The 14996-nt window shown below is 60.9% G+C and carries 14 protein-coding genes and 1 pseudogene; 14 read left to right on the top strand and 1 reads right to left on the bottom strand.

The window, feature by feature from the left end; genetic code table 11:
* Window positions 1–16: 16 nt before the first annotated feature.
* Window positions 17–181, bottom strand: coding sequence for a hypothetical protein (locus VB144_07570; GenBank protein ID MEA4883497.1), 165 nt, complete (start codon window positions 179–181; stop codon window positions 17–19).
* Between the two features lie 106 nt (window positions 182–287).
* Between VB144_07570 and VB144_07565 the strand changes: the two genes are divergently transcribed.
* The 14 genes and pseudogenes from VB144_07565 (at window position 288) to VB144_07500 (ending at window position 14995) form a co-directional block, all read left to right on the top strand.
* Window positions 288–734 carry a GatB/YqeY domain-containing protein gene (locus tag VB144_07565; protein MEA4883496.1) on the top strand — a complete coding sequence of 149 codons (447 nt, stop codon included), beginning with the start codon at window positions 288–290 and terminating at the stop codon, window positions 732–734.
* A gap of 47 nt (window positions 735–781) precedes the next feature.
* Complete coding sequence (locus tag VB144_07560) at window positions 782–2131, top strand: nodulation protein NfeD (GenBank protein MEA4883495.1); 1350 nt, start codon at window positions 782–784, stop codon at window positions 2129–2131.
* On the top strand, window positions 2118–3134 hold the full coding sequence (gene floA / locus VB144_07555; protein MEA4883494.1) for a flotillin-like protein FloA: 1017 nt from the start codon (window positions 2118–2120) through the stop codon (window positions 3132–3134). The genes VB144_07560 and floA overlap by 14 nt, the downstream gene beginning before the upstream one ends.
* 37 nt (window positions 3135–3171) lie before the next feature.
* Window positions 3172–3873 carry a hypothetical protein gene (locus tag VB144_07550; GenBank protein ID MEA4883493.1) on the top strand — a complete coding sequence of 234 codons (702 nt, stop codon included), beginning with the start codon at window positions 3172–3174 and terminating at the stop codon, window positions 3871–3873.
* A 266-nt stretch (window positions 3874–4139) separates the two neighbouring features.
* The gene (gene purE / locus VB144_07545) at window positions 4140–4685 is read left to right on the top strand and encodes a 5-(carboxyamino)imidazole ribonucleotide mutase (protein MEA4883492.1); all 546 of its coding nucleotides are present in this window, start codon (window positions 4140–4142) and stop codon (window positions 4683–4685) included.
* Window positions 4682–5461, top strand: coding sequence for a phosphoribosylaminoimidazolesuccinocarboxamide synthase (gene purC / locus VB144_07540; GenBank protein MEA4883491.1), 780 nt, complete (start codon window positions 4682–4684; stop codon window positions 5459–5461). Before purE ends, purC begins: the two co-directional genes overlap by 4 nt.
* Window positions 5458–5715 carry a phosphoribosylformylglycinamidine synthase subunit PurS gene (gene purS, locus VB144_07535; GenBank protein ID MEA4883490.1) on the top strand — a complete coding sequence of 86 codons (258 nt, stop codon included), beginning with the start codon at window positions 5458–5460 and terminating at the stop codon, window positions 5713–5715. The genes purC and purS overlap by 4 nt, the downstream gene beginning before the upstream one ends.
* Entirely contained in the window at window positions 5715–6419 is a 705-nt protein-coding gene (gene purQ, locus VB144_07530; GenBank protein MEA4883489.1) for a phosphoribosylformylglycinamidine synthase subunit PurQ, read from the top strand. The genes purS and purQ overlap by 1 nt, the downstream gene beginning before the upstream one ends.
* Window positions 6412–8685: a phosphoribosylformylglycinamidine synthase subunit PurL gene (purL, locus tag VB144_07525; GenBank protein ID MEA4883488.1), complete on the top strand. Its 2274-nt coding sequence runs from the start codon at window positions 6412–6414 to the stop codon at window positions 8683–8685. Before purQ ends, purL begins: the two co-directional genes overlap by 8 nt.
* Entirely contained in the window at window positions 8664–11150 is a 2487-nt protein-coding gene (gene purF, locus VB144_07520; protein MEA4883487.1) for an amidophosphoribosyltransferase, read from the top strand. Before purL ends, purF begins: the two co-directional genes overlap by 22 nt.
* Window positions 11129–11635: pseudogene (gene purN, locus VB144_07515) on the top strand (phosphoribosylglycinamide formyltransferase). The gene purF and the pseudogene purN overlap by 22 nt, the downstream one beginning before the upstream one ends.
* A gap of 81 nt (window positions 11636–11716) precedes the next feature.
* Window positions 11717–13294, top strand: coding sequence for a bifunctional phosphoribosylaminoimidazolecarboxamide formyltransferase/IMP cyclohydrolase (purH, locus tag VB144_07510; GenBank protein ID MEA4883486.1), 1578 nt, complete (start codon window positions 11717–11719; stop codon window positions 13292–13294).
* A gap of 15 nt (window positions 13295–13309) precedes the next feature.
* Complete coding sequence (gene purD, locus VB144_07505) at window positions 13310–14626, top strand: phosphoribosylamine--glycine ligase (protein MEA4883485.1); 1317 nt, start codon at window positions 13310–13312, stop codon at window positions 14624–14626.
* 57 nt (window positions 14627–14683) lie between these two features.
* Window positions 14684–14995 carry a YabP/YqfC family sporulation protein gene (locus tag VB144_07500; protein MEA4883484.1) on the top strand — a complete coding sequence of 104 codons (312 nt, stop codon included), beginning with the start codon at window positions 14684–14686 and terminating at the stop codon, window positions 14993–14995.
* Window position 14996: the final 1 nt, after the last annotated feature.

Below are 14996 nucleotides of genomic sequence, written 5' to 3'. Positions count from 1 at the left end.
CTGGGGATGATCGAGCTCATGCTCTGAAGAACAGTTCCCATCCAACGAGGGCCAGGGTGAGCAGGGTGAACAGGATCAGCCCCACGGCGCCGAAGCGATTCCGCCCTTTCCATGCCTCGGCGGCGTATCTCCACGAATTGACCATGATGGCTGCTGCGCCCAGGAATACTGCATAGCCCATTGCCGTCGCACCTCTCATCGTCATTGTCCCAGCGCATATGGTTCCCGTTTCACGCGGAATCCATCAATGGTATAATGAGATATTGCCGCAGAAGGAGGAAGGCAAGATGTCGCTTACTGTGCGTCTTAGGGAGGACCTCATGGCAGCTACCAAACAGGGGGACGCCCTGCTGAAATCGGTGATCAGGCTTTCCATTGCAGCCCTCAAGAATGCGGAGATAGAGAAGATGGCGCCGCTCTGTGAAGCTGAGGAACTGGAGGTCATGGCCAAGCAGGTCAAGCAGAGGCGTGATGCCATCGATGAGTACATAAGGGTGGGCCGGCCTGATAGAGCCCGCGCTGAGCAGGATCAGATCGACGTGATGATGAGATATCTGCCAGAGCAGCTCTCCGAGGCAGATGTTCGCACTATTGTGGCTGATGCTGTGGCGCAGATAGGCGCGTCGGGCCCGCGAGATATGGGCAAGGTGATGGGCATTATCATGCCGAAGGTCCGCGGTCGCGCCGATGGGAAACTCGTGAACCAGGTTGTGAGAGATCTGCTGGGGGCCTAGGCCCGTGGGCATGCACTGGATCAAAGAAGGGGGGATTCCGGTTGAGAGTGCGAATTCGCACCGGTGTTCTCGGCGTGGCTTTCCTGGTTGCCGTGGGAGTGTTGACGGCCTTGGCGCCAGGCTCGTGCCAGGCGGCGGCGAGGGTCTATGTGGTGCCCATCAATGGGCAGATTGAGATGGGAGTGTCGGCCTTTCTTGCGCGTGGTATTCGCGATGCGCAGGATGCCGACGCGGATGCTCTCGTTATCGAGATTGACACGCCAGGCGGCCTCGTGGACGCGGCGATCAAGATGCGCGATGCCATCGTATCTTCAGGGATTCCGACCATCGCCTATGTCAATTCTCGGGCGTGGTCGGCAGGAGCGCTGATCACCCTGGCCTGTGATGTGATCGCGATGGCCCCGGGAGGATCCATGGGCGCCGCGGAAACACGCCCCAAGGAGGAGAAATACATATCCGCATTCCGCGCCGAGTTCGAGGCCACAGCGGAACTCCGGGGCCGTGATCCGAAAGTCGCGGGCGCTATGGTAGATGCTGACGTGGATATCCCGGGCCTGGTCGAGAGGGGAAAGATACTCACCCTCACTGCACTGAAGGCAAAGGAGATCGGGTTTATCGACCACACCGTGACCAGCCTTGACGATCTGCTGGCCAAAGAGAAAATGGCCGGCGCCGAGGTGACTCGCGTGAAGCCCACATCCGCCGAATGGCTTGGGCGGGCGATCTCGAACGAGGCGGTGTCAGGGGTGCTCCTCACTATCGGGCTCCTCGGGCTCGCAATCGAGCTTGTTACGCCGGGGTTCGGGGTTCCGGGAACTCTGGGCCTTGTGTCGCTTGCGCTCTTCTTCGGCGGACGGATGATGGGCGGGGCGGCAGGCTGGGAGGCAATAGTGCTCTTCATAGTCGGGCTTGCTATGCTCTTGCTGGAGGTCTTTGTGATCCCTGGCTTCGGCGTAACAGGAATCCTTGGAATTGTGAGCATCTTTGCGAGCATTCTGTTCAGTTACCCTACTCCGGGGCAGGCGATGACGGCCCTGGGAATCGCCTTCACTGTCACGGTTGTGCTGGTGGGGCTTCTCATACACTTCATGGGCAGGCATGGAAAGGACCAGGTCGGTTCGGGGAGAATAGTGTTGGGCCATTCTGAGACCCCCGACAGGGGATACGTGGCTGTGGACACCATGGAACGGTTCCTGGGCAAGGATGGAATAGCGCTCACTCCTCTCAGACCGGTCGGCGCCATAAGCGTGGACGGGACGCGAATGGATGCAGTGTCTGAAGGAGCCTTCATCCCTGCCGGAACTAGGGTCCACATCGTGGAAGTGGAAGGATACAAGATCATGGTCAGGCCGATCATCGATGAAAGGGAGGGTGCCGCGAGCGATGCTTTACATTGAGACGCTAGCCTGGGTGCTTCCGATTCTGATTATCGTTTTCTTTCTGATCCTGCTCAACTTCATCCCTGTGGGGCTGTGGATCTCCGCGTGGGCCGCAGGGGTGAAGGTCGGGCTGTTCACTCTCGTGGGGATGAGGCTTCGCCGGGTTGTGCCATCGAGGATCATCATGCCGATGATTAAATCGGCGAAAGCCGGGATTCCGGCCACTGTTGACCAGCTCGAAGCCCACCACCTTGCAGGGGGCAACGTGGATAGGGTAGTGGATGCCCTTATCGCAGCACAGCGGGCCGACATCAACCTCAGTTTTGAGAGGGCGGCGGCCATCGACCTTGCCGGACGCAATGTGCTCGAGGCGGTTCAGATGAGCGTGAACCCGAAGGTTATCGAGACGCCGGTAGTGGCGGCTGTGGCCAAGGATGGCATTGAGCTCAGGGCGAAAGCCCGCGTCACTGTCAGGGCGAACATTGAAAGGCTCATAGGAGGAGCAGGCGAGGCTACGGTGATCGCCAGGGTCGGCGAAGGCATCGTGACCACCGTTGGCTCTGCAGAGAGCCACAAGGTAGTGCTGGAGAACCCGGACATGATCTCCAGGGTGGTTCTGGCGAAGGGCCTCGATAACGGCACCGCCTTTGAGATTCTCTCAATCGACATCGCCGACGTCGACGTTGGCCGCAACATCGGCGCACGGCTTCAGATGGATCAGGCGGAGGCGGATAAGAACATCGCGCAGGCTAAGGCTGCTGAGCGACGATTTGCCGCTCTTGCCCTGGAGCAGGAAATGAAGGCCAGGGTGCAGGAGATGAGGGCCAGAGTCGTGGAGGCCGAGGCCGAAGTTCCGCAGGCTCTGTCGCAGGCCCTCAGAAGTGGAAACATGGGTGTTATGGATCATTACAACCTCCTGAACCTCAAGGCCGACACTCAGATGCGGGAGTCGATCTCCAAAGCAGGGTCCAGGCCTGGAACGCTCGAGGAGGGCTCCGGCGCCAACGGCACGCCGAAGTGATTCACGCCCACTCCTATGGATGGAGGTGGTGGCCCCTTTGGATCTCCTATCAGTATTCATAGCGCTGCTTGTGGTGTTCTCAGTAGTCGTTCGAGTTCTCAAGACGATCATGGAGGCGGCCGAGAGCGACGCTCGCCGCAAGGCGGGCGCCCGGGGAACGGCCCCGCAGGCTGGGCCTGTTCAGAGGACCGACCGGGCGCCGGTTCAGTCGCGTTCAGGTCAGGGCGGGCCTTCACCAGCTCCTCAGGCGCCTGGCGGCTCGCTCGAGCCTTCAGGAACTACGACTGATTGGGTGGAGGGATCGGCGGCTGAGGAGCAGCCTGAGGCGGCTTTCGAGATGTCCGAGGAGGGTCCTTCGGAGCCAGGCCTATCTGTGCCAAGAGGCGATGATCTTCGCGATCAGATGCGGGCTGAGTGGAATCGGGATCGGATGCGCACATGGGATATGCCTGCAGATGTAGGCTCACTTGGGCCGGTGGGAGAGCCCGCTGATGAACCCATAGCGCGAGCTGCGGGCCTGGCGCCGGCGCCAGATAGTGGTAGATCAGATGAGGAGGCCCTGCCTGGTGCGGATCTCGGCGATGATGATGCGGGACCTAGCCGTAGTGACGCGTGGAGTGCGGACTTGATGCTTGGGCCTGACGCCGCGACTGCCGGTGAAGAACAGGTGCGCTTTGGCATGGTGTGGGGCATGGTCCTCGGCACGCCGAGGTGCAGGTCGCGAGCACGGCTTCCATAGTCGGTTTCCATAGTTGACAGGGATAGGCTCGGGAGTGTAGTCTGGTGTTGTTGACAATCGCATAGAACTCGAATTGAGCGAAAGTGCATCTAGGGTTCCACCTCTGCTGTTGGGCGGAGGGTTTGGTCCGAGCGATGCAGGCCCGCGCTACGCGGCGCCACACCTTGAGGGATAAAAACCCCGGCGGTTAGGTTTCACTCCGCGCAGTGAACCGTCCGCCGGGGCTTTCATTTTTCTGTGGCGAAAGCGAAGCATATCACTTGGAGGTGGACAGGATAGCGAATCGAGTGGGCATTGTGATGGGCAGTGCATCCGACCTGCCGGCAATGGAGGCCGCCGCGGCAGTCCTGGCGGCGCTCGAGGTCGGGCATGAGGTCAGGGTTATCTCGGCGCACAGAACGCCGCAGGCTGCGGCGGACTACGCCCGGCAGGCGCGTGAGAGAGGCATCGGCGTGATCATTGCCGGAGCAGGAGGCGCGGCGCACCTCTCAGGAGCGATTGCAGCGAACACTAGCATCCCAGTGATCGGGGTGCCGCTTCTTTTGGCATCAGGTGCGCTAGGCGGTTTCGATGCACTATGCTCCACCGTGATGATGCCTGCGGGAGTCCCAGTGGCCACTGTGGGCATCGGCGGGGCGGAGAACGCGGGGTTGCTTGCAGCTCAGATACTGGCTCTGTCGGACTCGGAACTCATGGCGAGGCTTGAGAAACGCCGGCAGTCGATGGCTGAAAGAGTGGCGGATGCCGATGCTCGCGTGTCCGCGAAGTTCGGCGCTGCCGGGAGCGAGGGAAAGGGGAGTCAATCGCGATGAATGCAGGAAGACTGCTCTACGAGGGCAAAGCGAAGATTGTGTACGAGACTGACGATCCATCAATGCTGCTGATGGAGTTCAAGAATGACGCCACTGCGTTCGACGGCAAGAAGAAAGGCTCTTTTGCAGGGAAGGGAAAGGTGTGCAACCTCATGTCGGCATCGCTCTTCTCCCTTCTTGAGCATGCTGGGGTTCGCACTCACTACATTCGCACTGAGGGCGAGCGCTTCATGCTCGTGCGGAGGATGCAGATGCTTCCAGTGGAGGTCGTGGTGAGGAACGTGGCTGCGGGAAGCATATCTCGCAGGCTAGGCATTCCCGAGGGAACCGCTCTCCCGAGGCCGCTGGTGGAGTTCTACTACAAGAACGATTCCCTAGGCGACCCGCTTTTGTGCGAAGGCCACATCGAAATACTGAAGGCGGCATCGCCAGAGCAGGTCGAGAAGATCAAAAGGGATGCACTGGCAGTGGACAAGCTGCTCATGGATTTCTTCTCCTCGCTCGGTGTGGACCTCATCGATTTCAAGCTCGAATTCGGGATGTTCGGAGATGAGATTCTCCTCGGCGATGAGATATCCCCCGACACCTGCAGGCTATGGGACGCCGCCACAGGAGACAAGCTCGATAAGGACCGGTTCCGGCGGGATCTTGGCGGAGTGGAAGAGGCCTACGCGGAGATGCTGTCCCGCGTGGAAAGCGGATCCGACACAGTTCATGGTGAAGATGGGACGCAGGACTCACATGGTCCATTGAGACCTGGAGGTGGGGCAATATGAATTACGTGGCGCGAGTTGCAGTTGCGCTGAAAGAGTCGATTTTGGATCCTCAGGGAGAGGCTGTAAGGTCAGCCCTTTGTTCGATGGGTTACGCCGGGGTGAACGGCGTGCGCGTCGGGAAGAGCCTCGAGGTCAGGATCACTGCATCAGACGAGGCGGAATGCAGGCGGGTCGTTGATGAGGTATGCCGCCGCCTCCTTGCAAACCCGATCACTGAGACATATCAATTCGAGATCGCGAAGGAGCAGGCGTGATGAGATTCGGAGTAGTGGTGTTTCCCGGGTCGAACTGTGATCGCGACTGCCTCACCGCAATATCCGCGGCGGGCTACGATGGGGAGTTCATCTGGCATCGTGAGACGTCGGTGGATGGTTTCGACTGCCTGGTTCTGCCAGGCGGATTCGCGCACGGTGATTACCTGCGGTCTGGCGCCATAGCAAGGTTCTCACCGGTGATGGATTCGATCATCAGATACGCCAATGAGGGCAAGCCAGTACTGGGAATCTGCAACGGGTTTCAGGTGCTCCTGGAAGCCGGACTCCTTCCAGGGGCGATGCTGCGCAACACCTGCACCAGGTTCGTATGTGCGCCGCAGAGGATTCGCGTGGAGTCGGCAAGGACACCCTTCACGAGCGGGCTCAGCGTGGGAGAGACGCTAGCACTTACGATCGCCCACGGCGAGGGCAACTACTACGCCGACGATGCGGTTCTGGCCTCTCTGGAGGCGGCTGGGCAGGTCGTGTTCAGGTACTGTGATGAAGCCGGGAATGTGACCCCGGGCTCTAACCCCAACGGCAGCCTGAACAACATAGCGGGGATATGCAACAAAGGCGGCAATGTGTTGGGGATGATGCCCCACCCGGAGCGCGCTGCAGAGGAGATCCTGGGAGGCGCCGATGGTCGAGCGCTGTTTGAATCGGTCGCTGCCTGGGTCAGTGGAGGTGGACGTCGTGGCTAGCACAGCGAAAGACAGCCGCTGCCCCTGGCGTGAGATGGGGCTCACCGATGAAGAGCACGACATGATCTGCAAGATCCTCGGAAGGGAGCCCAGCCTGGTTGAGACCGGGATGTTCTCCGTGATGTGGTCGGAGCACTGCTCCTACAAGAACTCCAAACCCATTCTCAGAACGCTGCCCACATCCGGCAAGCACGTGCTCGAGGGCCCAGGTGAGAATGCGGGAATCGTGGACGTAGGGGACGGCATTGCCGTGGTGTTCAAAATCGAAAGCCACAACCACCCATCTGCGGTGGAACCGTACCAGGGTGCGGCGACTGGAGTGGGCGGGATCATCAGAGACATATTCACCATGGGCGCGAGACCCATCGCCATCCTCGATTCGCTCTGGTTCGGCGACCTCTCATCCGCCAGGAATAGGCGGCTCATGGATGGGGTAGTGTCGGGGATCGCGGGCTACGGAAACGCCGTCGGTGTCGCGACGGTGGGAGGCGAGACCCACTTTCACCCGTCCTACGAGAACAACCCTCTTGTGAATGCCATGTGCATCGGTGTGATGCGTAAGGAAGACATCAAGCGTGGAGCAGCGCGGGGCGCCGGGAACAGCGTAATGGTCATAGGTTCAAGAACAGGACGCGATGGAATCCACGGAGCGACATTCGCCTCTGCGGACCTCACCGAGGAAGCCGTGGAGCGGAGGTCGGCGGTCCAGGTCGGCGACCCATTTCGAGAGAAACTGCTGCTTGAGGCGTGCTTGGAGCTTGTTGCCCGCGGGTGTGTGCTGGGAATCCAGGACATGGGAGCGGCTGGGCTTACCTGTTCATCTTGCGAAATGGCGTCACGGGGCGGCACAGGGATGATCATGGATCTGGACCGCGTGCCCAGGCGGGAGAGGGGAATGACCGCGTACGAGTTGATGCTCTCGGAATCACAGGAGAGGATGCTTCTCGTTCCAACGCCCGGAAGAGAGGCGGAAGTGGAGGAGATCCTAAGAAAATGGGAGCTTGAGGCGTCCATCGTCGGGAAGGTCACCGACGACGGAATGGTGACAATCATAGACGGCGGGAACGTAGTGGCACAGGCGCCAGCAGCTGCACTTGCAGACGATGCGCCGGTGTACCACAGGGAGTCGCAAAAGCCCGCATACATCGATGAGCTCGCCTCTTTCGACACATCCTCCATTCCACCAGTGGATGACCTGGGAAAGGCGCTCCTTGCTCTCCTGGCGCGTCCGGAGAATGCGAGCAAGAGGTGGATCTACTCTCAGTATGACCACCAAGTGGGCGCGGGCGCCGTGGTCACGCCAGGCTCGGATGCGGCGGTTCTGCGGCTTCCCGGCGCCCAGCGGGGCATCGCCGCTTCGACGGACTGCAATTCCCGGTACTGCTGCATTGACCCCAGAAAAGGAGCCGCCCATGCAGTCGCGGAGGCTGCCCGGAACGTGGCCTGTTCCGGCGCCAAGCCGATTGCCATCACCAACTGCCTGAACTTCGGGAACCCATACAAGCCCGAGGTCTTCTGGCAGTTCTCGGAGTGCGCCGCCGGAATGGCCCAGGCCTGCGAAGCGTTCGAGACTCCAGTCACAGGAGGGAATGTCAGCTTCTACAACGAGGATGGGGAAGCGTCGATACGTCCGACCCCAGTGATAGGGATGCTGGGGGTGATTGATGATGTGAAGAACAGAGTTACATCGGGATTCCGGAACGCAGGGGATGCAGTCGTTCTTCTCGGGATAACGAGGGACGAGATAGGCGCATCAGAGTACCTTGCAGCCATTCACATGGTCGAAGCGGGCCCCCTGCCCCTGCTGGATCTGGATGCGGAGAGGCGTCTGCAAAGTCTCCTCCAGGCGGCGGCAGGGCGTGGGCTCTTGGCGTCTGCCCACGATATTTCCAGCGGAGGGCTTGCTGCGTCTCTTGCCGAGTGCTGCATCATTGGCTCGGTCGGGGCAGGGCTTACGATTCGCACCGATCTGGCGCCTGACCGCTGCCTGTTCAGCGAAAGCGCTGCGAGAGCAGTTGTGAGCGTGCCGAGGGATGGGATCGCGCCACTGCTCGCGCTGGCATCGGAACTGGGGGTGACGGCTCAGCTGATCGGGGCAGTGGGCGGCGATAGACTTACAGTCGCGTTCAGGCGTGCAGAGGAGGATGCACCCACGAACGGCGTTTCAGGTGATGAAAGCTCCCCCGCTCTCAGGCTCGACCTGAGTGTTGCCGAGATGGCGAAGCCGTACGAGGAGGCCATACCATGCGCGATGATGAGAGACTAGAGGAGGCGGGCGGGTGGACTGGGGACGGCAAACTCCACGATGAGTGCGGAGTCTTCGGGGCCTGTCTCCACGACAACGCCGCGCTGGCAGTCTACTACGGTCTGGTATCCCTGCAGCACAGGGGGCAGGAGAGCGCGGGCATTGCCACCTGCTTCGGGGGCGAAGTCCGAGTTGTGAAAGGAATGGGCCTCGTGGGCGAGGTGTTCCATGAGGGTTCTCTGGAGAGGCTCCCGGGCGGGACTGGGATTGGGCATGTTCGATACGCGATCACCGGAGATGGAGGCGAATCCGGCATCCAGCCATTCGTCTTCAGGCACCTAGGTGGCATGATGGCAGTGGCTATGAACGGCCACATAACGAACGGGCCGGAGCTGCGGCTTCGGCTTGCTAGGTCTGGAGTGGTGTTCCAAAGCGAATCCGATTCTGAGACCATAGGCTGCCTGATAGCTCGCTACCACTCCTTTGGCATGGTTGGGGCCATCGAGCGCACGATGGAGGACCTCCGCGGCGGCTACTCGTTCGTTGTGATGGCAGATGACACTGTGTACGCTGTTCGGGATCCATACGGGTTCAGACCGCTTATCATGGGGACCAGCCCTTCAGGCTGGGCAGTGGCCTCGGAATCCTGCGCACTTGATGCCATCTCCGCGTCTGGAAAGCAGGACATCGGCAGGGGAGAGATCGTCGCGATCACTCGGGATGGCGTGCGAGCGGTGGCAACTCGAGCTTCGAAGAGAGGGGCGCCCCCTTCCACATGCATCTTCGAGTATATCTACTTCGCAAGGCCCGACTCAGTGATCGACGGAATAGGTGTTGGAGCGGCTCGGGAGGCGGTCGGCGCCGCTCTGGCCCGGGAGTCAGGGATTTCGGCGGATGTCGTGGTCCCTGTGCCTGAGTCTGGAGTCGGAGCGGCTCTGGGGTACTCAGCTGAGAGCAAGATTCCGTTCCAGCACGGACTGACAAAAAACAGGTATCTGGGCCGCACGTTCATCAGGCCGTCTCAGAGCGAACGCGAACTGGGAGTGAGGCTGAAGCTCAACGCGGTGGAGCATTCCTGTGCAGGCAAGCGAGTGGTCCTGGTGGACGATTCCATAGTCCGCGGCACGACCAGCGCCAGGCTGGTGGATCTGATGCGGAAGGCAGGCGCCAAAGAGGTGCACCTGGCGGTGTCGTCGCCTCCTGTTCTGTACCCCTGCTGCTACGGGATAGACACCAAGGAGCGGACAGAGCTAATCGCAGTGGAGAAATCGGTTGAGGAGATACGAGAGACCATAGAGGCTGACTCTCTGACATACATCTCCCGCGACGGAATGCTCGATGCGGTATCGAGGCTGGCGCCGGGCGGCGGCTTCTGCACCGCGTGCTTTGATGGCTGCTATCCTGAAGTCGCGCCAGGCTCGGGAACGTGCGGATGCGGCCGCATGACCTATCGCGAGTCCGGGGTGGATATCGCTGAGGGCGACCGGGCGGTTGCACTGATGAAACCTGCTGTCCGCAGTACTTTCACTCCAGGGGTGATGAGCGATATCGGGGGGTTCGGCGGGCTGTTCAGCCTCGCTGCGGCCGGAATCGAGGATCCTGTTCTGATATCCGGCGCCGATGGGGTTGGAACGAAGCTCAAGATCGCGTTCGCCATGGAACGTGACGATACGATCGGCATCGACGCTGTGGCGATGTGTGTTAACGATGTGCTCGTCTCAGGAGCGAAGCCCCTGTTCTTCCTGGACTACATCGGCTGCGGTCGGCTTGATGCGGAGAGGATCGCCCAGGTGGTGTCGGGCGTGGCAGATGGATGCCGGCAGGCCGGGTGCGCCCTTGTTGGAGGAGAGACCGCCGAGATGCCTGGTTTCTATCCGGATGGCGAATACGACATAGCCGGGTTCGCAGTCGGCGCCGTGGATCGCAGCAAGCTGATCGACGGTTCACGAATCCGGCCAGGGGACGCGGTCATAGGCGTGAACTCGTCGGGGCTTCACTCCAATGGGTATTCCCTTGCCCGCGCTGTTTTGCTCGAGGCAGGCGGCATGCTTCTGACTGAGAATGTGGATGAGCTCGGCTGCACTCTGGGAGAGGAGCTGCTCCGCCCCACGAAGATCTACGCTGCTGCAGTGGCTTCGATGCTCGAGAAGGTGGATGTGCTGGGAATGGCCCACATAACCGGTGGGGGCCTGGTCGAGAACCCGCCAAGGATACTCCCAGAGGGCGCCTCCATGGAACTCGATCTCAGCTCCTGGCGGGTCCATCCCATATTCCGGTTGATCCAGCGAACAGGCAAGGTGGATATCCACGAGATGCTCAGGGTGTTCAACATGGGCATCGGGCTGGTTGCGGTCGTGCACGCAGAAGATGCTGACCTGGCGGTGAGGACCATTGGTGAGCATGGCGAGGCTGCGCAGGTGATCGGGAGGATCGTGGCAGGCGACAAGAAGGTCAAGTTCAGGGGGTGCGAGGATTGCGGCTGGTAGTGCTGGCCTCAGGCAGAGGCTCCAACCTGCAGGCGGTGCTCGATGCGATTGCCAATGGTTCCCTCAGATGCTCGGTTGAGAAGGTGGTGTCTGACGTCCCGACGGCGAAGGCGCTTGAGCGGGCGAGGACCTCCGGGATTCCCGTGGCGTGCGTACGGAGGCGGGATTTCGCCTCAAGGGACGAGTTCGACGCGGCCCTAGGAGACGCGGTGGCAGATGCAAGACCAGATCTGGTGGTGCTTGCGGGGTTCATGCGGGTGCTGGGGCCGAGGTTTCTCAGGCGATTCCCAGGGGCAGTGATCAACATCCACCCGGCGCTCCTCCCTGCATTCCCTGGCCTAAATGCACAGAGGCAGGCGATTGAGGCCGGGGTGAGCCGCTCTGGATGCACTGTTCACTACGTGGACGAGGGAATGGACACCGGGCCTGCAATAGGCCAGCGGGCAGTGCCAGTGCTCCCAGGGGATGACGAGGCTGCCCTTTCCGAGAGAATACTGCAGCAGGAGCATGAACTCCTTGTGGAGGTGATACGCGCGCTCGACGCATCTAGAGAGGAGGGTCACAAGATGGCGAAGCACATGGCCTTGATAAGTGTACACGACAAGACCGGAGTGGAGGATTTCGCCCGGGGCCTCGTAGAGCTTGGGTATGGGATTCTGTCGACAGGCGGGACGGCCAGAGCGATCCGCGATGCAGGCGTTGAAGTCACTGACGTGTCGGCAGTGACTGGTTTCCCTGAGGTAATGGACGGACGCGTAAAGACGCTCCACCCGCTGATCCACGCGGGCATACTGGCGCGTCCCACTGCTGAGCACATGGCGGAACTTGCGAAGATCGGAGGTTCGCCCATCGACATCGTGGTCTCGAACCTGTACCCGTTCCAGCGCACCGTTGAGAGCGGCGCCCGGGAAGAGGACATCATAGAGAACATCGATGTTGGGGGGCCCTCAATGGTCAGGGCGGCGGCCAAGAACTTCGAGCGAGTCACGGTCGTGGTCGACCCTGCGCATTACGGCGAGATCCTCGCCGAGCTCAGAGAGAGCGGATCTGTCTCGCTCGCTGTCCGCAGGTCTCTGGCTGCAGAGGCGTTCCGTCATACTGCTGCCTATGATTGCGCCATATCCAACTACTTCGCAGGCGCAGTGCATGGGGATCCTGCCGGGCCTCAGGCGCGTGAGATGCTCACACCCGAATGGACTACAGGCGGTGTGCTGGTGCAGAGCCTTAGGTACGGCGAGAACCCGCATCAGGCAGCGGCATTCTATAGAACCTCAGGGTGCGTGCCCCGGGGCATCGCCGCATCGAAGCAGCTTTCCGGAAAGGAACTCTCCTTCAATAACCTGGCTGATATGGATGCCGCCATTTCCACAGTGAGGGAATTCGATGAGCCTGCGGTTGTGATAGTGAAGCACGGGAACCCGTGCGGCGCCGGAACTGGACGGGGGCGGGATTCCCACGGCCTTGCTGAGGCTTTCTCAGTCGCCCTTGAGTGTGATCCAGTATCCGCATTCGGAGGAATCGTGGCAGCCAATCGGAGTGTGGACCGGGCTGCGGCTGAGGCCATGAAGAAGCTGTTCCTTGAGGTGATCGCGGCCCCAGGGTTCGACGATGATGCTCTGGCGGTCCTCCGGCTAAAGCCCAACCTGCGGCTTATCGACATGTCTGCAGGAGCATGGCAGGCCGCGCCGAGCTGGGATGTGAGGCCGGTGCTTGGTGGGTTCCTTGTTCAACAGCCGGATTCGACGCGTGACGACGGCGCCGGGTTCTCTGTCGTCACCAAGCGCGCTCCGGATGAGCGGGAGGGTATCCAACTCGCGTACGCGTGGAAACTGGCGGCCCATGTACGATCAAATGCGATTGTGCTCTGGAATGGCGATGGCGCCGTCGGAGTGGGCGCCGGGCAGATGAACAGGGTCGGCGCTGCCAAGATCGCCATAGAGGCGGCGGGTGAAAGGGCTCGCGGCTCGGTCCTTGCCTCCGACGGTTTCTTCCCGTTCGCCGACACTGTGGAACTCGCCGCAGATGCGGGGATTACGGCGATCATCCAGCCTGGAGGCTCGGTGAAGGATCGCGACAGCATTGAGTCTGCTAATGCCCACGGCCTAGCAATGGTGTTTACAGGAGTGAGGCATTTCGCACACTGATTGGGGGGCTTCGTGATGTCCGCATCATCCTCTCCCTGCGATGTACTGGTAGTAGGTGCAGGCGGCAGAGAGCATGCGATTGCGTGGAAACTCGCGGCGAGCAGCAGAGTAAGGCGGGTGTTCGCTGCTCCAGGCAACCCCGGAATCGGTCGAGTGGCCCAGTGCGTTCCCATAGCAGCCACTGATATCGGCGGAATCGTCCGGTTTGTGCGGGAATCGGGGTGCAGATACACTGTGGTAGGCCCGGAGTTGCCTCTGTCATTGGGGCTCGCCGATGCATTGCGAGAGCAGGGTTTCGCGGTTTTTGGCCCTGATGCGGGAGCGGCGCGCATCGAATCATCGAAGAGCTATGGAAAGTCGCTCATGGATAGAGCAGGGATACCCACGGCCGCCTACGAGGTGTTCGACGAGCCGTCCAGAGCACGTGAGGCGGCCATGTGGGCGGCGCGCGAGTCGGGGAACGGTGTAGTAGTGAAACTGGATGGGCTTGCGGCCGGCAAGGGAGTAGTAGTTGCCGATACGCCTGAGGAAGCAGGGCGCGCGGTGGATGCACTGGCTTCAGGCGCGCGGGGGGAATCCTCTGCGAGGATCATCGTGGAGGAGCGCCTCGTGGGAGAGGAAGCGAGCGTGATGTGCGTGAGTGACGGTTCCGCCGTGTGCATGCTCGCTCCCGCCCGTGATCACAAGCGTTCCCTAGATGGCGATGAGGGGCCGAACACAGGCGGCATGGGCGCCGTGGCGCCTGTTGACATGCCTGATCTGCCGTGGATCCGTGAGGCGATCCTACAACCTGCCATAGCCCAGCTTGCGGCGGACGGTCATCCATTCGTAGGTGTATTGTTTGCGGGCCTGATGCTTACGGCTAACGGCCCCAGGGTGCTCGAGTTCAACTGCAGAATGGGGGATCCTGAGACACAGGCCGTACTGCCTCTGCTGGAATCGGACATCACGGACCTCATCGAGGCCGCCTGCCACGGCGGCTTGAACCCAGACCTACCATCTTTCCGCTGTTCTCATTCGGTATGCGTGGTGATGGCATCTCCTGGTTACCCAGGCGATCATCCTGTGGGCATACCCATCCAGATCCCGGCACGCCTTGAGAGAGGCGATGGCGATTCTGTGGTCTTTCATGCAGGCACTGCCATGTTGGATGGACAGCTTGTGTCTTCAGGCGGCAGGGTTCTCGGGGTGACCGCGCTAGGCGACGACCTATCTTGCGCAAGGGCCAAAGCCTACACTGCAGTAGAGGCCATCAAGTTCGATGGCGCCCACTACAGAAGGGACATTGGGATGCGGCATCGCGCGGCAGAGGCGGGAATACAGTCGAAGTAGGGCGCGGCGACCTGTTGACGCCGCCTGAGAGGATGAGCCCTGGTTGGGGGTGGCGGCATGGCGGCAGGCAGCCGGTTTCCCAGGCGTAGCCATGGCCTGGCGCCGCGAAGGGTATCCGATCTGCTTGGGGCGCCCAAAGATGTAGCTCTGGGATTGCCATGCCTCAGCCTTGAGGGTAATCTCCTCCTGAGAATCGAAAACCATGAAGGCGTCGTTGAGCTGAACTCCCAGCGGGTGAGAGTGCATACACCCGCTGGGCAGGTTTCCATATCCGGACGTGCACTCAAGGTGAGTATGATCTCACAGGATGTGATCATTGTGGAGGGGTGGATAGGCGGGATAGAGTTCGTGGGCTGGGGGGTGTCCTGAA

This window comes from Clostridia bacterium (genome assembly GCA_034926675.1).
In the GTDB taxonomy this organism is placed as follows: Bacteria; Bacillota; DTU025; order DTU025; family DTU025; genus JAYFQW01.
Note: the sequence above shows the minus strand (reverse complement) of the source record. Positions and strands in the feature narration are given on the sequence as shown.

Coding starts and splice junctions, on each gene's coding strand:
- VB144_07570 (MEA4883497.1), bottom strand. CDS start 181: ATGGGCTATGCAGTATTCCTGGGCGCAGCAGCCATCATGGTCAATTCG.
- VB144_07565 (MEA4883496.1), top strand. CDS start 288: ATGTCGCTTACTGTGCGTCTTAGGGAGGACCTCATGGCAGCTACCAAA.
- floA (MEA4883494.1), top strand. CDS start 2,118: ATGCTTTACATTGAGACGCTAGCCTGGGTGCTTCCGATTCTGATTATC.
- purC (MEA4883491.1), top strand. CDS start 4,682: ATGAATGCAGGAAGACTGCTCTACGAGGGCAAAGCGAAGATTGTGTAC.
- purS (MEA4883490.1), top strand. CDS start 5,458: ATGAATTACGTGGCGCGAGTTGCAGTTGCGCTGAAAGAGTCGATTTTG.
- purQ (MEA4883489.1), top strand. CDS start 5,715: ATGAGATTCGGAGTAGTGGTGTTTCCCGGGTCGAACTGTGATCGCGAC.
- purF (MEA4883487.1), top strand. CDS start 8,664: ATGCGCGATGATGAGAGACTAGAGGAGGCGGGCGGGTGGACTGGGGAC.
- purH (MEA4883486.1), top strand. CDS start 11,717: ATGGCGAAGCACATGGCCTTGATAAGTGTACACGACAAGACCGGAGTG.
- purD (MEA4883485.1), top strand. CDS start 13,310: ATGTCCGCATCATCCTCTCCCTGCGATGTACTGGTAGTAGGTGCAGGC.
- VB144_07500 (MEA4883484.1), top strand. CDS start 14,684: ATGGCGGCAGGCAGCCGGTTTCCCAGGCGTAGCCATGGCCTGGCGCCG.